Annotated in this window: 12 protein-coding genes; 6 read left to right on the forward strand and 6 right to left on the reverse strand. The window is 74.3% G+C overall.

Translation table 11 applies throughout. From position 1 onward, the window contains the following. The first annotated feature begins 152 nt into the window (after positions 1–152). The 3 genes from GA0115234_RS42595 (at position 153) to lanKC (ending at position 4,740) form a co-directional block, all read left to right on the forward strand. On the forward strand, positions 153–308 hold the full coding sequence (locus tag GA0115234_RS42595) for a hypothetical protein (protein ID WP_176729324.1): 156 nt from the start codon (positions 153–155) through the stop codon (positions 306–308). A gap of 434 nt (positions 309–742) precedes the next feature. Next, positions 743–2,143, forward strand: coding sequence for an MFS transporter (locus GA0115234_RS31750; RefSeq protein ID WP_093548613.1), 1,401 nt, complete (start codon positions 743–745; stop codon positions 2,141–2,143). Positions 2,144–2,166: 23 nt separating this feature from the next. Beyond that, on the forward strand, positions 2,167–4,740 hold the full coding sequence (gene lanKC, locus GA0115234_RS31755) for a class III lanthionine synthetase LanKC (protein ID WP_093548615.1): 2,574 nt from the start codon (positions 2,167–2,169) through the stop codon (positions 4,738–4,740). A gap of 112 nt (positions 4,741–4,852) precedes the next feature. Here lanKC and GA0115234_RS31760 read toward each other — a convergent pair whose 3' ends face one another. The 6 genes from GA0115234_RS31760 to GA0115234_RS31785 form a co-directional block, all read right to left on the reverse strand. Beyond that, on the reverse strand, positions 4,853–5,617 hold the full coding sequence (locus tag GA0115234_RS31760) for an aminoglycoside adenylyltransferase domain-containing protein (RefSeq protein ID WP_161275703.1): 765 nt from the start codon (positions 5,615–5,617) through the stop codon (positions 4,853–4,855). A gap of 101 nt (positions 5,618–5,718) precedes the next feature. After that, positions 5,719–7,599: an AfsR/SARP family transcriptional regulator gene (locus tag GA0115234_RS31765; RefSeq protein WP_093548619.1), complete on the reverse strand. Its 1,881-nt coding sequence runs from the start codon at positions 7,597–7,599 to the stop codon at positions 5,719–5,721. 233 nt (positions 7,600–7,832) lie between these two features. Further along, a complete protein-coding gene (locus GA0115234_RS31770) occupies positions 7,833–10,751 on the reverse strand; it encodes an ATP-binding protein (protein WP_093548621.1) in 2,919 nt (972 codons plus the stop codon). A 71-nt stretch (positions 10,752–10,822) separates the two neighbouring features. Continuing rightward, complete coding sequence (locus GA0115234_RS31775; RefSeq protein WP_093548623.1) at positions 10,823–11,011, reverse strand: hypothetical protein; 189 nt, start codon at positions 11,009–11,011, stop codon at positions 10,823–10,825. A 181-nt stretch (positions 11,012–11,192) separates the two neighbouring features. Beyond that, on the reverse strand, positions 11,193–14,252 hold the full coding sequence (locus GA0115234_RS31780; RefSeq protein WP_093548625.1) for a type 2 lanthipeptide synthetase LanM family protein: 3,060 nt from the start codon (positions 14,250–14,252) through the stop codon (positions 11,193–11,195). A 204-nt stretch (positions 14,253–14,456) separates the two neighbouring features. Further along, complete coding sequence (locus GA0115234_RS31785; RefSeq protein WP_093548627.1) at positions 14,457–15,524, reverse strand: LacI family DNA-binding transcriptional regulator; 1,068 nt, start codon at positions 15,522–15,524, stop codon at positions 14,457–14,459. A 109-nt stretch (positions 15,525–15,633) separates the two neighbouring features. Here GA0115234_RS31785 and GA0115234_RS31790 point away from each other — a divergent pair, with 109 nt between their 5' ends. From GA0115234_RS31790 to GA0115234_RS31800, 3 genes are read left to right on the forward strand one after another with little or no spacing between them, the layout of a single operon-like run. Continuing rightward, positions 15,634–16,785 (forward strand): Gfo/Idh/MocA family protein, encoded by a 1,152-nt coding sequence (locus GA0115234_RS31790; protein WP_093548629.1) that lies wholly within the window; start codon positions 15,634–15,636, stop codon positions 16,783–16,785. Positions 16,786–16,822: 37 nt separating this feature from the next. After that, positions 16,823–17,965 carry a dihydrodipicolinate synthase family protein gene (locus GA0115234_RS31795; protein WP_093548631.1) on the forward strand — a complete coding sequence of 381 codons (1,143 nt, stop codon included), beginning with the start codon at positions 16,823–16,825 and terminating at the stop codon, positions 17,963–17,965. Beyond that, the gene (locus tag GA0115234_RS31800) at positions 17,962–18,789 is read left to right on the forward strand and encodes a sugar phosphate isomerase/epimerase family protein (RefSeq protein WP_093548633.1); all 828 of its coding nucleotides are present in this window, start codon (positions 17,962–17,964) and stop codon (positions 18,787–18,789) included. Before GA0115234_RS31795 ends, GA0115234_RS31800 begins: the two co-directional genes overlap by 4 nt. Positions 18,790–18,814 lie beyond the last annotated feature (25 nt).

An 18,814-nucleotide genomic window follows, 5' to 3' on the forward strand; every position in this document is an offset into this window, starting at 1 on the left:
ACCGCCGCCATACCGGCGCCGAGCCGTTTGCCAGGCCGGGGCTCCTAACTTTCTGGTCAGCGGAAGGCACCCGCCGGCCGCTACCGGAAGAACCGGGGCACGCCCCCGGGACGACCGGAGACCGTGAGTCATACGAGTGGATGGAGACCACCATGGCCGAGAACACCAAGCCCGCCGGTGACGACAACGAGACCCCCGAGGTCGAGGCGCACTCCGTGCTGGACCTCCAGGAGACCGCCGGTGTCCACGAGCGCGAGCTCGACGGCAACTGCGTCAGCACCGTGAGCCTCGTCCTGTCGGAGCAGTAGGGCTGATGACCGGGCCGCGGCGCCACGCCGGGGAGGGAACCTTCCCCGTGGCGCCCGGCCGGCCGGAACGGGGCGGCTCCGTGATGCGACACGGAGACCGCCCCGCCTCGATTTCCCTTGCCGGGCCGCAGTGTTCGCCGGGCCCAACCCCCTTGCCGGGCGGCCTCGTTCACCGGTCCCGGTTCCCGTGACGGGCGCCGGGTGTTCGCCGGGCCCAACACCCATGCCGGACCCTCGCGTGCGCCGGGGCCTACCTCCTCGCCGGGCCCTTGGCGTCTACCGGGCCCAACCCCTTTGCTGGGAACCCGCGTTCACCGGGCCCAACACCCTTGCCGGGCACCCGCGTTCACCGGACCCAGCCCCCGCGCCGGGCCGTCGCCTTCGCCGGGCCTCCGGCCGAGCCCTGTCCCCGAATCACCGACCGGGAGCCGACGATGGCCGCCTCGCTACGAAACAACCGGGACTTCCGACTGCTCTGGATGAGCGGCCTGTTCGCCGTTCTCGGCACCCAGATGACCGCACTGGCCCTCCCGCTCCTCGTGCTCCGCGAGACCGGATCGCCCGTGCAGGCCGGTGCGATCAGCACGGTGTCCGTCACCGCGGTCCTGATCACCATGCTCCCCGGCGGTGTGATGGCCGACCGGGTGGAGCGCCGCAGACTGATGCGCCTGTGCGACCTGGGCAGTTTCTGTGCCGTCGGCGCCCTCGTCGTGGCGGTGTGGAGCGGACACGTCCCGTTGCCACTGGTGCTGCTGGTCGCGGGCGCGGGCGCCGTCATCGGCAGCCTCTACGGGCCCGCCGCCTTCGGGCTGATGCGCAGCGTCGTACCCCCCGACGACATGGGGACCGCGACCGCCCGGCTCCAGGCCCGCACCTCCACCGCGCGACTGGTGGGGCCGGTCATCGGGGGCGCCCTGTTCGGGCTGCACCCCGTCCTGCCGTTCCTCGCCGAGGCCGTCGGGCTGCTGCTGTCCACGATCTGCGTGGCCCTGGTACGTACCCGGTCCAGGTCCGAGGCCAGGGCCGGATCGGCCTTCAGCAAGACCGAGTTGACCGCCGGGCTCTCGTTCCTGTGGCGGCTGCCCTATCTGCGGACCGTGCTCCTCGTCTTCGGGCTCGGCATGAACTTCGCCTTCGGCGCCCTGACGTTCACCGCGCTGACCGTCTTCTCGGGCGGCGGGAGGTCCGGGCTCGGCGGCGGCACCGTCGTCACCTTCATCTCGGTCGGGGCCCTCACCGGCGCGCTCCTCGCCCCCCGGCTGCGTCCCGAACGCCACACCTGGGCGCTGATCACCGCCACCTGCTGGTTCTGTGTGGCGAGCGCCCTCGCCATGGCCTGGGTCCGGGTCCCGCTGTTCGCCGGGCTGCTCTGCGCCGCCTGCATGTGCCTGTCCACCGTGGCCAGCATCGGCTTCCTCTCCACCCTGCTGACCGTCACCCCCGGCGACCGGGTGGGCAGGGTGCAGAGCGCCGCCGGGTTCCTCTCCTCGCTGGTCCAGCCGTTCGGGCCGCTGGCCGGGGGCGTGCTCCTCACGGCCTACGGCAGCCGGACGACGTTCGGGGCGATCGCCGGGGTCCTCGCGGTGTCCGCGGCCATCGTCACCTTCGCCCCGTCCGCCCGGCCGGGTCCGGCAGCACCCGAAGAACCGCCCGCGTCGGACGGCATCCCGTCCGGCCCGGAGGCGGCGGACGCGGCGGCCGCACGGCCCGTACCAGCGGCACAGCCCGTACCGGATGCGACGCCGGCACAGCCCGTACCGGACGCACCGCCCGCATCCGCCACGGCCGGGGGGATCCCCACGGACCGCACCGGGGCCGGCAGCCCCCGCCCCTGACCACGAACCACAGGAGGTATGCCGTGCCCGGCATCCAGGAGACCCAGTTGTACTGCCTCGCCGACCGCCGCTACTACGAGACCCCGGGCCGGCTGCCCGACGAGGACACCCGCTACCCGCTGGACCGCGCCGAACCGCCCACCGGCTGGCGGCGCGGCACCGGCGGCCTGTGGACCGCGCTGCACCCCGCGTCCGCCGAACTCCCCGAGCAGGGCTGGAAGATCCACATCTCCACCGTCCCGGAGGAGGCCGGGCGCACCCTCGCCGACACCGCGCGCATCTGCCTGGAGCAGGGCGTGGCGTTCAAGTTCCTGCGCAGCACCCGGGCCCTGCGGCTGATGTCGTCGAAGTACATGAACCGGTCCGGCGCCGGGAAGTTCATCACCCTCTACCCCGAGGACGAACCCGCGCTGCTCAAGCTCCTCGACGCCCTCGGCGAGGCCCTGGACGGGCGCAGCGGACCGTACATCCTCAGCGACCTGCGGATCGGGAACGCCCCCGTGCACGTCCGCTACGGCGCGTTCGCCGAGCTCTGGTGCCGGGACGCCGACGGCGGACGGGTCCGCGCGATGCGCCACCCCTCCGGCGAACTCGTCCCCGACACCCGGGGCGTGGTCTTCCGGATCCCGGAGTGGGTCACCGTCCCCGAGCCGCTGCGCCCCCATCTCGCGGCCCGTGCCGCCGCCCGCGACGACAGCTTCCCGTACGTGGTCACCGAGGCGCTCCAGTTCTCCAACGCGGGCGGCATCTACCTGGCCGAGCACCGCACCACCAAGCAACGGGTGGTGCTGCGCGAGGCCCGCCCGCACTGCGGACTCGACCCCGCCGGGCACGACGCCGTCACCCGGCTGCACCGCGAGCACCGGGCCCTGACCCGGCTCGCCGGACTCGACTGCGTGCCCGAGGTGTACGGCGTCCGCACCGTCTGGGAACACCACTTCCTGATCGAGGAGCACATCGAGGGCACCACCCTCTTCGACGAGATCGTGGAACGGTTCCCACTGGTGCGCGGCGAACGCACCCGCGCCGAACTCGACGCCTACGCCCGCTGGGCGCGATCCGTCACGGACGGGCTCGCCGCAGCCCTCGACCGCATCCACGCCCGCGGGCTGCGGTTCGCGGACGTGCACCCCGCCAACGTCATCATCCGCCCCGACGGCCGTGTGGTCCTGATCGATTTCGAGTACGCCACCGACCTCGACGACCGGGACACCCCGCTGGCGGGCGCCCCCGGGCTCCAGGCACCACCGGGCCCCGGCACGAGCGGAGCCGAGGCGGACGCCTACGCGCTCTGGGCGCTCTGGCTGCACATCCTGATGCCGCTGATGGAGGTGACCGACCACGACCGGGGCAAGGCCCTCACCATCGAACGCTGGGCCCGCGCCCGGTACGGTCTGGGCGCCGACGCGGGACCGCCGCGACCGGCCGCCCTCGCCCACGGCCTCCCGGCCGGCAGCGGCGAATCGACGGTGGACGCGCTGCTGCGCGGCCCGGAGCCGGACTGGCCCGGCATCCGCGAACGGCTCCTCGCGGGCATTCACGCCGGGGCCACCCCGGACCGCACCGACCGGCTCTTCCCCGGCGATCCGGCGGGCTTCGCCACCGGTGGCGTCTGCGCCGCGAACGGGGCCGCCGGAGTGCTGTACGCCCTGGACCGGGCCGGCGCCCCGGTACCCGGCGAGTACGTCGACTGGCTGGCCCGTACCGCAGCGCTCCGCGCCCCGGACAACCCCGGCGGGCTCTTCGACGGGCTGCCCGGCGTCGCGCTGGTCCTGGCCCGGCTCGGCCGCCGCGAGGAGGGCCGTGAACTCCTCGACCGGGCGCTGCGGGCCCCCGCCCCCTCGTCGGCCGACCTGCGCACCGGTACGGCGGGAACGGCGCTGGCGGCCCTGCGGTTCGCCTCGGACGGAGTAGGCGCACCCGACGCGGAACTCCTGGACCGGGCCCTGCGGACCGCCTGGGAACTCGACTCGCTGGTCCGCGACGGGGCCACCGCGGACGGCCCGTCGGCCCCGCACTCGGCGGGTCTGCTCAGCGGGCTCTGCGGGGCCGCGCTGCTCCACCTCGAACTGCACGCGCACACCGGCGAGGAGTGGCTGCTGAACGCCGCCGGGGCGGCACTCACCCGGGAGGCCGGGCACTGCGTGACCATGCCGGGCGGCAGCGTGCAGGTGAAGGACGGCATACGCCATCTGCTCTACCTGGACCAGGGCAGCGGCGGCGTGGCCCTGGTCGCACAGCGCTATCTCGCCCACCGCGAGGACCCGGCGCTCGCCGCGCTGCTGCCCGGCGTCGGGCAGGGCTGCGTCCTGGAGTTCATCCGCGAACCGGGACTCTTCCGGGGCCGCACCGGACTGGTGGCCACCGCCCACCAGCTCTCCGGCGGCGAGCCGCGGCCCGAGGTGCTGGACTCGGTGCGGAACCTCTCGTGGCACCTGGTCGCCGAACAGGACCGGCTGCTGGTGCCGGGTTCCCGCCTGCGCCGCTTCTCCGCCGATCTCGCGACCGGCGCGGCGGGGGTACTGCTCGGCCTGCACACGGTGTTCACCACGCCGGACGAACGGCCCGACCTGCTGGACGTGCTGACGCTGAGGTGACGGGGCCATCGCCCGGTCCGGTCCGGTGCTGCCGGCCGGGCCGGGCGATGGACCGGCGCTCCGGCTGTCGGTCTGTGCCGCGTCGCGCAGCGCGGGGTCCTGCAGAAGACGTTCACAGTCGCCGTGGAGGTCGACCGGGCAACTCCAGCCGACCGCATGCCGCCGCCACGAATGCGGCGGCAACGGGCTTCGCCGGCCCTGTCCGTCCGTCGCGTTGTCGGGCGATGGCCGCGGCGACGACCTCGTCGTCCCCGTGGCGGTCCAGGTACCAACGGCCGCCTTCGAGCTTGGAACACAGCTGTCCGTCATCGGCGAATCGCAGCGCACGGCAGGCGTTGAGGACGGCATACGCCGCGGTCGCGTGGTCCACCGCCCACCGCAGTTCGCCGACCATCGCGGCGCCGATACGGTCGGCGGGAACCGGGCCGAAGACCTCGGCGGCCGGTGGACCGCTGACAGCGAGGGCATGCTCCCGGCACACGGCGCAGTGCAGGACCAGGTCGGCGTCACCGGCACGACCGGCTCCGGGGATGACGACGGTCTCGGTCGCGCCGGTACGAATGTGGACCTCGAACGGGCAGGAACCGAGATCGGCCGCGGTCGCCGCGGTGATGACGCTCATCTCCAGACCCGTGCCAGGGCACCGCGCCGCGGTCTCTGCCACCGCCTCGCCCATGGCCCGCTGGCCGGCCTCGGTGCCGGACCCGGCGACGACGGCCAGCACATCCACGTCACTGCGTGCGGCTCGGAATCCCCCCAGCACGGCGGAGCCGTGCACGTAGACCCCGACCAGGTCGGGGCCCGCACCGGCGAGCACGGCCGAGACCTCGGCGACATAACGGACGACGTCGGAGGGAACAAGAACGTCGGTAGCCACGAAGCCGAGCATATGGCCGAGCACATGGGCGACTCATCGAACGCGGCGGGCACCACCAGGAGCCCCCACCAGCCGGCCCGACGCCATGTGCGGGACACCCTTCAGAGGCGGTGGGCCCCCGCCGGTTCCGGGACAGGAACCGGCTCCGGGGCAGTGTCGCGTTCGCGGGCGTACAGGCCCGTCAGGCGCGGCAGTTCGTACAGCACGCAGTGGGCGGTGACCTCGCCGCTGGGGGAGGACACCGCCCCGGCGTCGATCAGTGACTCCACCGCCCGCAGTGCCTGCCGTTCACCGCAGCCGAGCGCCGTCATCGCCTCCGGGAGCGTGAACGGACCCTCGCCGACCGCGGCGGCCAGCAGGGCCAGCGCCTGACCGCTCCCGGGCGACAGGTCCTGCCAGCCGGAAGCCAGCCGGGCGCGCACCGAGATGTCACCGGCCACCAGTTCGTCCAGCGCCCCGGCCGGATCGGCCAGGCGGTCCGCGTACTCCGCCAGCGGCAGATGGCGCAGCACCGCCAGCCGCATCCCGCTCACCCGTACCGCCAGCGGAAGCAGCCCGCAGGCCTCGGCTATGCGCAGCGCGGCGGCCCGGTCCAGCCCCACCCGCCCCGGCCCGGCCAGCCGGCCCAGCAGGGCCAGCGCCTCGGCCGGGGCCAGCGGCGGCAGTGCGATCCGGTGCACCGGTGCGAGCCCGGCCAGCTGGCCGCGCGCGGTCAGGACGAACGAACTGCCCCCGGTTCCCGGCAGCAGGGCCCGTACCGCCGCCTCGTCCGGTACGTCGTCGAGCACGACCAGTGCGCGGTGCGCGGCCAGCCAGTGCCGCCAGTGTTCCGCGTCCGTCATCGGCTCCGCCGGATGCGGGCCGCCGGTCAGCCGGGCCAGCTCGCCGACGACCGCGGCGGTGGGGCGCACCGCGCCCTGTTCGTCGCGGACCCGGATGTGGATCCGGCCGTCCGGGAACCGGTCCGCCAGCAGATGGGCCGCCCGCACCGCGAGTGCCGTCTTCCCGGTACCGGTGGCTCCGGTGACCGCCACCACCCGGCCGCCCTCCTCGCCCAGGACGTCCAGCAGTTCCCGCAGTTGCTCGCCCCGGCCGGTGAAATCGGGTACCTCGGCGGGCAGTACCGCCCGCAGCGCGGGGGCCCGCCGCGCCGGAGCCGCGCCCCTCGGCCGGTCCGCGGTGTCCCGGCCGGTCAGCATCGCGCGGTGCCGGGCGGCGATGGCCGCCCCCGGCTCCAGCCCCAACTCCCGTGCCAGCAGCTGGCGGTAGTCGTCGTACACGGCGAGCGCCTCGGCCCGGCGGCCGGTCCGGTGCAGGGCGTCCATCCACGCCGCGCGGATGCGCTCGCGCGAGGGATGCCGTTCGGTGAGGTCCCGCAGTCCGTCCACCACGGCGGGCGCCCGCCCCAGTGCGATCTCCGTCTCGGCCCAGTCCTCGTGCACGGTCAGGCACCGGGCCTCCAGCCGCTCCGCCTCGGCGGCCACCTCCGGCGAGTCGCGCAGATCGTGCAGCGGCGGACCCTGCCACAGGTCCAGCGCCCGGCGCAGCAGACCGGCGGCGGCGCGCTGATCGCCGTCGTCGGCGGCCCGGCGGCCGGCCGCGGCCAGTGACCGGAAGCGCAGGGAGTCCAGTTCGTCCTCGCCGACGCGCAGTAGATAGCCGCCGCAGGAGTGCGCCAGCCGTTCCCCGCCACCGCCGTCCGGCCCGTCGGGACATCGTGCGCCGAGCAGTGTCCGAGCCGAACTGATGTACACCTGGAGGTTCTTGCGTGCCGTGCGGGGCGGCGCGTCCGGCCACACCGCGTCGGTGAGCACGTCCACCGGTACCGGAGTGTTGGGCCGGCTGAGCAGCATCGCCAGGACCAGCCGCTGTTTGCGCGGCCCGAGAAGCAGTGGCCGCCCGTCCAGCCGTCCGGAGAGCGGGCCGAGGACCGAGAGGTTCAGCGCACCGGACGACGGGGCGCGGGTGGGGAGTCGGGTCATGGACGGGCCTCCGAGGAACCGGGGGACGGGGGCGGCGGGCTGCCGGTCGCACCCCTGGATGGTCCGCCTGCGGCGGCGCCCCCCACATCGGTGCCGGACCCGCATGTTCCGTCCCGGCACCCGACCAAATCCGCCCCGGGCCCCCATGTTGGGGCCGCACACCCGTCACCCGGCCTCCCCGTGCCGCCGCAACCGCCCTGCTGACCCCCGCACCGCCGCAACCACCCCCCGCGTCAGTCGCGTTCGGCCGCGCACTCGGCGGAGAACTCGCAGAGTGCCGCGCGGTCGGCGCGCCCCGTCTTGTTCAGCAGGCTCGCCATGTGCTTCTCCACCGTGCGCGGCGAGATGGACAGCCGCCGGGCGATCTGCTGGTTGCCCGGCCGCTCCGCCAGCAGCACGAAGACCTCGTACTCGCGCGGCGTCACCCCGCTCGTCCGCAGCGGGGCCGGGATGCGGTCCCAGCCGCCCCGGTGCTGGCCGACGCTGGCCCCCGCCTGCCGCAGCGCCGCCCGGCACGCGGCGGCGACCGGCTGGATGCCCGCCCCGTAGAAGTACTCCTCCGACGTCCGCAGCCAGCTCACCGGCTCGCCCCACCCCTCGGCGAGCGCCGCGCCGGCGACCAGCCGCAGTCCCAGATGGCGGGCGAGCGGGAAGGCGTCGGCGTCGGCGACGGCTGCCGCGACCGACCGGACGGCCCGGTCCGTATCGCCCGCGCGGCCGTGCAGGACGCCCTCGGCCAGGCGCAGGAACAGCTGGTTCCAGGCCAGGTCCGCGCCGGGGCTCTCCAGCGTCGCGTCGAGCTCCGCCCGGTCGCCCGGGCCGTCGAGGATCCGTAACAGCGGACGCAGACCGTAGCGCCCGCTCAGATAGAAGAAACTGGGGTGCTCGCGCTCCCAGGCCAGCGAGGCGTCCAGGTCGGCCAGCGCGCCCGCGCGGTCCTCCTCCAGCAGCGCGGCGAAGGCACGGCACAGCCCCAGTTGCAGCGGAACGAGCAAGGACTCCTCACCGCCCGCCCGGCGGAACCGGACCATGGCCCGGTCCAGGTCCCGTCTTCGGCCGCGGTGCGCGGCGAGCGCCGCCGAGGCCAGCAGCAGATAGCGGTGCGCCCCCAGATTGCGGACCCGCGCGCTGGCGGCCACCGACCGCTCGATGATCTCGTGCGCCCCGTCCCACTCGCCCCGCATCACCGCGTTCATGGCGAGCAGTCCGTCCACGGTCTGCGTCGGTACCAGCGCGCCCAGCGACTGGGCCGCGGTCCGCGCCGTCTCCAGCCGGGCCGGGTCACCGGTACGCATGAACGTGTTGGCGCCGAGCCGGACCAGCGCCTCCACCCGCCACACCGGCAGGGCGTGCTGCTCGGAGACCGCGAGCATCCGCTCCAGGCACGCGTCGGCCTCGTCGAAGCCGCGCTCCCGGGAGAGCAGCGCCAGCAACTGCCAGGCCTGGCAGGCGACCACGGGAAGGCTCCGCTCCTCCGCGACGGCGGCGGCCCGGCGCGCGGCGTCCTGCGCGCGCTCCTGCCGGCCGTGGCCCGCATGACCGGGCAGCAGGGCCAGATGGCCGTCCACCACGTCGAGCGCCGCCTCCAGCTCCGGGCGGACGGCCGTACCGAGCATGCTCCGCGCGGTCCGGATCTGCCCGGCCGCCTCCTCCACCCGCTCCGCCATCACGGCCGCCCAGGCGATCCGGATATGGGCCTCACCGCGCTGCTCGGCGGCGTCGGAGCGCGGCGGCACCGGGGGAAGCTCCGCGGTCAGGGCCAGGGCCGCGTCCAGCTCACCGGCCTCGGCGTGGGAGACGGCGAGTGACTCCGTGATGCCCCGCAGATCGCTCTCGTGGGCGAGCGAGCGGGCCCGTTCCAGCAGGGTGACGGCGGAACCGGAGGCGCCCGCGGCCAGCATCCGGCGGCCGACACCGGCGAACTGCCGTGCGGCCCCGTGCCGGTCGCCCCCGGCCAGTTGCAGTGTGGCCATCAACTGCCGTTGCTCGTCGCCGAGTTCGTGCTCGGCCGCCGCCAGGGACAGGGCCGCGCGGCGGGCCGTCGCGGCCCGCTCCGCCGGTGCCAGCGAGGCCACCAGGGCCTCGGCGGTCAGCGCGTGCCGGAAGGTGTAGCGGTCGGGGTCCGCCCCGTCGGGGGCGATGATGTTCGCCTCCACGGCGGAGCGCAGATGGCTGAAGAGCGTACGGTCGTCGAACCCGGTGACGGTCTGGAGCACGGTGACCGAGAACCGGCTGCCCAGCGTGGCCGCGCACAGGAGCAGCTCGCGCACCGGTTCGTCGAACCGGTCGAGCCGCCGCGACCAGCTGCGCACCACCCCGGTCGGCACCGACGCGTCCGGGTTGGCGTGCTCCTCCCACCGGTCTCCGGACCGGCGCAGCTGGCCGGAGTCGAGCAGATCGGCGAGCAGTACCTCGACCAGGTACGGATTGCCGCCCGCCCGGCCGGCCAGCCGTTCGTGGGTGGCCTGCGGCACCTCGTCCGGGGCGGCCTCCAGGCACGAGGCGGTCATCTCCCGTACATCCGCGTCACCGAGCGGCGCCAGCTCGCGCACGGTGGCGACCTGCCGCCGTTCCGCCGAGCGCACCAGGTCGAGCGCGACACCGGGCTCCGGGCGCAGCGTCCCCAGCAGCAGCACCGGCAGGTCCGCCACGTTGTCGATGACGTACTCCACCACCGCGATCGTCTCGGTGTCGGAGTCGTGCAGATCCTCCAGCAGGATCACACAGCCGCGCTCCTGGCCGAGCACCGACAGCAGCCGCAGCAGCGCCTCGGCCAGCTCGATCACCGTCTCCGGATAGCCGGGGGAGGAGCCCTGGCGCCACTCCGGCACCAGTCGGGCCAGCGCCGGGCGGTACGGGTCCAGCTCCGGGTCGGTGGGCGTCCCGGCCGCCCGGAACCGCGAGGACAGCGCCTCGATCAGCGGGCGGAACGGCACCACGAGCCCGGTCGACGTGGCCCTGCCGCGCAGCACCGGCATGCCCCGTTCGTACGCCCGGTAGGCGCACTCGCCGGCCAGCCTGGATTTTCCGATGCCCGCGTCCCCGACGAAGAAGACCGCACGCCCCGAACACCGCGACGCGGCGTCCAGGGCGTTGCTCAGCAGGCCGGTCTCAGCGAAACGCCCGACAATCACCGACGAAGTGGCACGCATGGACGCAGGCTACTTGAGCCACCGCCCACCGGTCAGTGCGGCAAATCGCTGGATTCGAGAAGGAATTGACCTCAGACCCAGGTCATGGTGGTCCACGGCAGGTCCGAAGTGCAGTCGGAGCCGATGTCCGTGGCGCCGAGGATTCTGCTGCGCAGGCCGAGTCTGCCGCTCGCACCCAGGGCGATCCGGCCCACGGGGTGCTCGTCGACGGCGTCGTCGAACGCGTCGGCGCGGAAGGCGGGAGCTTCGGTGGTCTGCATGGTCTGCCTCTTCTCGTGGGAGGTGGTCGTTGCGTGAGCGGTACGACGAGACGTGCACGAAGCGGTGGTGCGTCGGTGGTGCGGGGTGCGGGGTGCGGGGTGCGGGGTGCGGGGTGCGGGCTGTGGTGCGGGTGGTACGTGGCGCGGGGGTACGGAGACGCGGACGGCGCGGACGGCGGGCTCAGCCGGGCGCGACCGGCGCAGCGGGCGCGTCGAGCAGCAGTACCGACGGCACCCGGTCCGGGAACCCGGCCCGCAGCAGCCCGTGCCCGATCCCCGCGAGCCCGGTCAGCAGCCCCGGGTGCGACACCTGGCCGGGTGTTCCGCAGCGCGGCTTCGCCCGGTCGGCCGCCGCGAGCAGCGCCCCGGCCCGCTCCACCCAGCGGGTGCGGGCCCCCGACGGCTCGCCGCGGCGCAGCAGTTCGAGGACGCCGAGCTCGCCGTGGCACAGACTGTCGTCCGGCGGAGGTCCGGCCTCCGCGATGTCCGCCGTCGCCTCGCGCGCCCAGGCGGAGAGCAACGTGTCGGCCTGCGCCGCCGCACTGTCCAGCACGGCCAGCGCCACGCCCGTCCGGCCCCGGCACCAGGAGATGTCGCCGTCCACGGCGCCGGTCGCGGCCCGCAGCGCGGCGAGCCCCGAGGCGCGGTACGGCTCGCCGCCGCCCGCCTCGGCGAAGCGCAGCAGTGCCCAGCCGATCCCGGCCGACCCGTCGGCGAACCCCGGTGTGTCCGGCAGCGGTGCCTCGCGCAGCAGCCCGGCGCAGCGCTCCGCCGCCCGCCACACATCGGCCCGTCCGGTGACCCGGTACCCGGCGAGCAGACCGGCCAGCCCGCCGGCCGTGCCCCCGCGCACCCCGTACTCGCTCTCGGAGACGGCCGCCGCGCCGGCCAACCGCAGCGCGGGCAGCACCAGTTGGCCGAGGCGCGGGTCGTCCAGCGCGTCCGATACCTGGAGCAGCGCGTACGCGATCCCGCCGAGCCCGGCGAACGCACCCGAGCCCACCGGACCCAGATCGTCCGGGCGCGCGTGCAGCACGTCCAGCAGCCCGGCCAGCGGCGCCAGCGCGTCCCGGGCGGCCGTGGCGTACCGGTCCGCGCCGGTGAGCGCGGCGAGCTGGGCCAGGAAGCACGCCGTGCCGGTGTAGCCGCCCGCCAGGTCGGCGGCCATCGGCCCCAGCCGCCAGTAACGCTCGTCGAGCAGCTCCAGGCCGATCCAGTTCAGCCGGGTGGGCCCGGAGTAGGCCTGGGACACCAGCTGGTCGCCGACCGACCGGGCCGCCGCGAGCAGGTGCTCCGGCTCCGGCGCGGTCGCGGCCGTACGGACCCGGCGCGGGCCGGGCCGGGGCTCGTGGGCGGGCTCGCGCGAGGTGGTCACCATCGCGGCGCGGATGATCCGTTCCTGGTCCTGGCGGTCCACCGTGTCCATCGCCGCCAGCTTCGCCCGGACCAGGGACAGCCCCGTCCGGCCGAGCGTGCCGGGCAGTAGCCGGCCGGTCCCGCTCCACAGGTCGGTGCGATCGGGCAGGGCGGTGAACAGGGGCACGTCGCCCGACCAGAGCTGGGCGATCTCCTCGTCCAGGAGGCCGGGCAGCGTGGCGGACCCCAGGGTGTCGGTGCCCAGCAGTCCCAGCACCTCCTGCCGTTCGGCGGCGTCCTTCATCAGGTCCGGGTGCGTGGACTCGTCCAGGAGCGAGGCGTAGACCCAGGTGGGCCGCGCCACCACCCGCACCTCGTCGTGCGCGAACCGGTCCAAGAGGCCTCCAGGGCGCAGGAGTTCCGCGCGGGCATCCTTGATCGCGGTGTATCCGGCGCGGAATCCGGCGCACAGCGCACGGGTGAAGGCGGACGGGTCGGCGGGCGTACCGGTCAGCCGGGGCCGGTTCGCCGACCCGCCGAACCGGGCCGTCCGGCGCACCAGCCGCATCCGGTCGGTCCCCGCGCCGGCCCAGTCGGCGCTGCGCACCGGGGAGTCGGCCGCCTGTCCGCCGCCGATGCCGGACATGTCGAGCGCCGTCTCGTCCCCGACGAGCAGCTGCGGCAGCAGCCCCACCCGGTGCACCGAGTCGTGCAGGGCGCGGGCCGCCGGATCGTCCGAACCCGCGGTGGGCAACGGCGGGTGGAACAGCGTCTCGACATCGACGAGTACCGGGTACTCCCCGTCCGCGATCAGGTTCTCGTGGTGCAGATCGGTGCCGTCCAGCGTGTGCAGCAGGGCCAGCAGCGCGCCCTGGCGCCGGTAGAAGGTCTCGACCTGACGGGCCGACCGGCACGGCCGTTCCGCGACGAACTCCACCCAGCCGTACGGGCCCCGGTCCAGCAGGGCGAGCGTACGGAGCCCGGGGGTGCCGGGCAGCGAGTCGAACCACTGGACCAGCTCGTTGAAGTGCCGGTGCGCGGCGAGCGGACGCGGCTTGTAGACCAGCCGGGCACCGCCCTCGAAGCGGAGCAGCATCACGGTCCGCCCGCCCCGGTGGCCGTCCCCGGCACCGGGCTCGACCCCGACCAGCCGGCCGTCCCCGACCTCGTCGCCGCCCGGCAGCACCGGCCGGTCCACGGCGTATCTGACCAGCATCTCGCCCAGCGCGGCGGCGGCGTCGAGCGCGGCACGCGCCAGGATCCGGGCCAGTACGGGGTACGTGGTGCAGAGCGCGGTCAGTCCGGACCGGGCACCGGTCCGCCGCAGGAAGTCGGTGAACCGGTCCTCGGGGCCGCCCCCGGCCAGCCGCCCGTCCTGCCGCGCCCTGTGCAGCTCCAGGACCAGGGTCCGGGCGGCGAGCCGGGCGAGCCGCCGGGACAGGTGGCGCTCGAAGTCCTCGCGTACGGCGTCCAGATCGACGTACCGGCTCAGCCGCCGTGGGAGACCGTCCTGCATCCGCCGCGCCGCGCAGGCGGTGAACGGGGCGAGGACGCGCTCGAAGCCACGCAGCCCCGGCCAGTGCTCCCGGTCGCCGATCGCCACCCGCTCGGGCGCGGAGGCGATCGCGTCCTGGGTGAACACCGCCCAGTCCGGGGCCTGTTCGGGTAATGCGTCACGGGTTGCGTCACCGGCTGCGCCACTGGTCACGTCACCGGTCAGCGCAGGCCGCCACCACGAACCGTCGGCCCAGGAAGCCTCGTACGCCACCGGCCGCTCGGCTTCCAGCAGACCGACCGCGTCGGCGGAGGAACCCGCTGCCACGGCCGGACGTGACGCGGAAGGGACGTCCAGCCGTTCGCCGCCGCCCGCATGGATCTCCGCCATCGCACCTCCTCGGTCCGGCGCCGGCACCACCGGTCCGCCACGGCCCATACTTCCGGCGACGCGCGCGGAGGGCATGGGGGCAACGCCCCCATCTTTCTGCCCGCGGCGGGAACGGGAGCAGGAACGGGAACGGGAGCAGGAACGGGAGCAGGAACGGGAGCAGGAACGGGAACGGGCGCGAGCCCCGTCCAGGTTTCCCCGCCCCTACTGCCCCCGCGGCGGTGCCGTCGACCCCCGGACCATCAGCTCCGCCGCGATCGTCGCGATACCCCCGGGCGGCGGTGTCTCCTTGCCCATCGCCAGGCGGCCCGCCCGCGCGCCCGCCTCGAAGAGCGGCAGCCGTACGGTCGTCAGCGCCGGGACGGCGTCCACCGAGAACGGCAGATCGTCGAAGCCCGCCACCGAGATGTCCTCGGGGATGCGCAGCCCCCGGTCCCGGATCGCCGCGCTCGCGCCCAGCGCCACCGTGTCGTTGGCGGCGACGACCGCCGTCACCTCCGGTTCGCGGCGCAGGAGTTCGAGCGTGGCGTCGTAGCCGGAGCGGCGGTCGTAGGGGCCGTGGACGGTGAGGCGTTCCTCGTCGCCGACGAGCCCCGCCGCCCGCAGCGCGTCGCGGTGGCCCTCCAGCCGGTGGCGGGTCGTCGTCCGCTCCAGCGGGCCCGCGACATAGCCGATCCGCCGGTGACCGAGCGAGAGCAGGTGCTCGGTGAGGCGCCGCCCACCGCCCCGGTTGTCGAAGGCGAGCGCGGCCACGACCGCCTCGCCGTCCGGCAGCGGGGGCCGCCCGCACAGCACCACCCGGGTGCCCGCGTCCGCGAGTTTCGTCAGCTTGGCGGAGACCGCGGCCTGGTGCGCAGGGTCCTCCACGGCGCCGCCGGTCAGGACGACGGCCGCGGCGCGCTGGCGCTGGAGCAGGGTGAGATAGGTGAGCTCGCGCTCGGGGGAGCCGCCGGTGTTGCAGACGACCGCGAGCTTCTCGCCCCCCGCCCGGCCCGAACCGTCCCCGGGCCCGCCGATCTCGGTCTGCGCCGCCCCCGCCATGATCCCGAAGAACGGGTCGGCGATGTCGTTGACCAGGATGCCGACCAGGTCGGAGGTGGCCGCCGCGAGCGAACTCGCCGGCCCGTTGAGCACGTAGTCCAGATCGTCCACCGCACGCAGGACCCGTTCGCGGGTGGACGCGGCCACCGGGTAGTTGCCGTTCAGCACGCGGGAGACGGTGGCCGGCGACACCCGGGCGCGAGCCGCCACATCCGCCAGGGTGACTGTCATCGCTTTCCTCCGAGGGTTTCGGGCCGGGCCCTCTTGTCCGGGCCGCTGTCGGCAGGCTAGCGTCATCACCGATAGAAAGCGCTTGCTACGGCTGTATGGAGGAAGTTTCGTGACACGCAGGACAGTGCGCATCGCCATGAACGGCGTCACGGGTCGCATGGGGTACCGGCAGCACCTGGTGCGCTCGATCCTCGCGATCCGCGAGCAGGGCGGCCTCGACCTCGGCAACGGCGACGTGCTGTGGCCCGAGCCGGTCCTCGTCGGCCGCCGCGCCCACGCGCTGGAGGCACTCGCCGAGAAGCACGGCCTGACCGAGTGGTCGACCGACCTCGACGCGGTCCTCGCCGACGACACCATCGACATCTACTTCGACGCCCAGGTCACCTCGGCCCGCGTGGAGGCGATCAAGAAGGCGATCGCCGCGGGCAAGCACATCTACACCGAGAAGCCCACCGCCACGGACGTGGAGGGCGCCCTGGAGCTGGCCCGCATCGCCCGTGACGCGGGCATCAAGCACGGCGTCGTCCAGGACAAGATCTTCCTGCCGGGCCTGCTGAAGCTGAAGCGCCTCATCGACGGCGGCTTCTTCGGCGAGATCCTCTCCGTGCGCGGCGAGTTCGGCTACTGGGTCTTCGAGGGCGACTGGCAGGAGGCCCAGCGCCCGTCGTGGAACTACCGCGCCGAGGACGGCGGCGGCATCGTCGTCGACATGTTCCCGCACTGGGAGTACGTGCTCCACGAGCTGTTCGGCCGGGTCTCCACCGTCCAGGCACACGTCCAGACGCACATCCCGCAGCGCTGGGACGAGCAGGGCAAGCCGTACGCCGCCACCGCCGACGACTCCGCGTACGGCATCTTCCAGCTGGAGAGCGGCGCCGTCGCGCAGATCAACTCCTCCTGGACGGTCCGCGTCAACCGCGACGAGCTCGTCGAGTTCCAGGTCGACGGAACGCACGGCTCCGCCGTCGCGGGCCTGCGCAACTGCCGCGTCCAGCACCGCTCGGCCACCCCCAAGCCGGTCTGGAACCCCGACCTCCCGGTCACCGAGCCGTTCCGCGACCAGTGGCAGGAAGTCCCCGACAACGCGGTCTTCGACAACGGCTTCAAGGCCCAGTGGGAGCTGTTCCTGCGCCACATCGTCCTCGACGAGCCGTACACCTGGGACCTGATGGCCGGCGCCCGCGGCGTGCAGCTCGCCGAGCTGGGCCTGAAGTCCCACGCGGAGGGCCGCCGCCTCGACGTCCCGGAGCTGTCGCTGTGACGATCCGCCCCGCACACGGCACCCTGGAGCCGACCTCATGACCATCCACCTCCCGCAGGGGCCCTACGAACCCCGCACCACCCCGCTCGACCTGGCCCCCGGCACCGGCCCGCTCTCCTCGCGCACGGTCTTCTCCGCCGCCCATGTCGTCGCCGACCCGTACGCCGACATCAGCCCCGACTCGCCGGCCGCCGTCGACTGGGACGCCACCCTCGCCTTCCGCCGCCACCTCTGGTCGCACGGCCTGGGCGTCGCCGAGGCGATGGACACCGCCCAGCGCGGCATGGGCCTGGACTGGGCGGGCGCGTCCGAGCTGATCCGCCGCTCCGCCGCCGAGGCGAAGGCGGTCGGCGGCCGCATCGCCTGCGGCGTCGGCACCGACCAGCTCACCGGCCCCGCCACCCTCGCCGAGGTGCGCTCCGCCTACGAGGAGCAGCTCGCCCTCGTCGAGGAGAGCGGTGCCCAGGCCATCCTGATGGCCTCCCGCGCGCTCGCCGCGGTGGCGAAGGGGCCCGAGGACTACCTGGAGACGTACGCCCACCTGCTGCGCCAGGCGTCGGAACCGGTCGTCCTGCACTGGCTGGGCCCGATGTTCGACCCCGCGCTGGACGGCTACTGGGGCTCCTCGGACCTCGACACCGCCACCGACACGTTCCTGAAGGTCATCGCCGAACACCCGGACAAGGTCGACGGCATCAAGATCTCGCTGCTGGACGCCGCACGCGAGATCGATGTCCGCCGCCGCCTCCCGGGCGGGGTCCGCTGCTACACCGGGGACGACTTCAACTACCCCGAGCTGATCGCGGGCGACGACCGGGGCTTCAGCCACGCCCTGCTCGGCATCTTCGACCCGCTGGGCCCGCTGGCCGCCCACGCGGTACGGGTGCTGGACACCGGCGACGTCCAGGGCTTCCGGGACCTCCTCGACCCCACTGTCGAGCTGTCCCGGCACCTCTTCCAGACCCCCACCCGCTTCTACAAGACGGGCGTGGTCCTCCTCGCCTGGCTGGCCGGCCACCAGGACCACTTCACGATGGTCGGCGGCCTCCAGTCCGCGCGCTCGCTGCCGCACCTGGCGAAGGCGTACGAACTCGCCGACCGGCTGGGCCTGTTCCCGGACCCGGAACTGGCCGAGTCCCGCATGCGTACTCTCCTCGCGGTCAACGGAGGCACCCGATGAGCGACGGCCGTCTCTCCATCAACCAGGAGACCATCAAGCAGTGGTCGCTGCCCGAGCTGGCCGAGGGCTGCGCCAAGGCGGGCATCGACAAGGTCGGCCTCTGGCGGGCCCCCGTCCAGGGGTACGGCGTCGAGCGCACGGCCGCACTCCTCGCCGATCACGGCCTCTCCGTCACCAGCCTCTGCCGCGGCGGCTTCTTCACCGCCCTGGACCCGGCGGAACGGTCCCGCGCGCTGGACGACAACCGCGCCGCGCTCGACGAGGCGGCGGCCCTGTCCACCGACACCCTGGTCCTGGTCTCCGGCGGCCTGCCCGAGGGCAGCAAGGACCTGCACGGCGCCCGTGAACGCATCGCGGACGCCCTGGGCGAACTGGCCCCGTACGCGGCCGAACGCGGCGTACGCCTGGCCATCGAACCGCTGCACCCGATGTTCGCCTCGGACCGCTGCGTGGTCTCCACGCTCTCCCAGGCCCTGGACCTCGCGGAACGCTTCCCCGCCGACCGGGTCGGGGTGGTCGTCGACACGTACCACATCTGGTGGGACGACCAGGCGCCCGCGCAGATCGCCCGCGCGGGTGCGGGCGGCCGCATCCACTCCTTCCAGCTGGCCGACTGGATCACCCCGCTCCCGGCGGGCGTCCTGCTCGGCCGGGGCCAACTGGGCGACGGGTCCGTGGACTTCCGCGCCTTCCGCACCCTGGTCGAGGCCACCGGCTTCGACGGCCCGGTCGAGGTGGAGATCTTCAACGAGGGCCTCTGGGCCCGCGACGGCGCCGAAGTCCTCGCGGAGGTCGCGTCCCGCTACTCCGAGCACGCCTGCTGACAAGGCGCTTTGCCCTCAAGGCAAA

Source organism: Streptomyces sp. DvalAA-43 (genome assembly GCF_900091725.1).
GTDB classification, from domain to species: domain Bacteria; phylum Actinomycetota; class Actinomycetes; order Streptomycetales; family Streptomycetaceae; genus Streptomyces; species Streptomyces pulveraceus.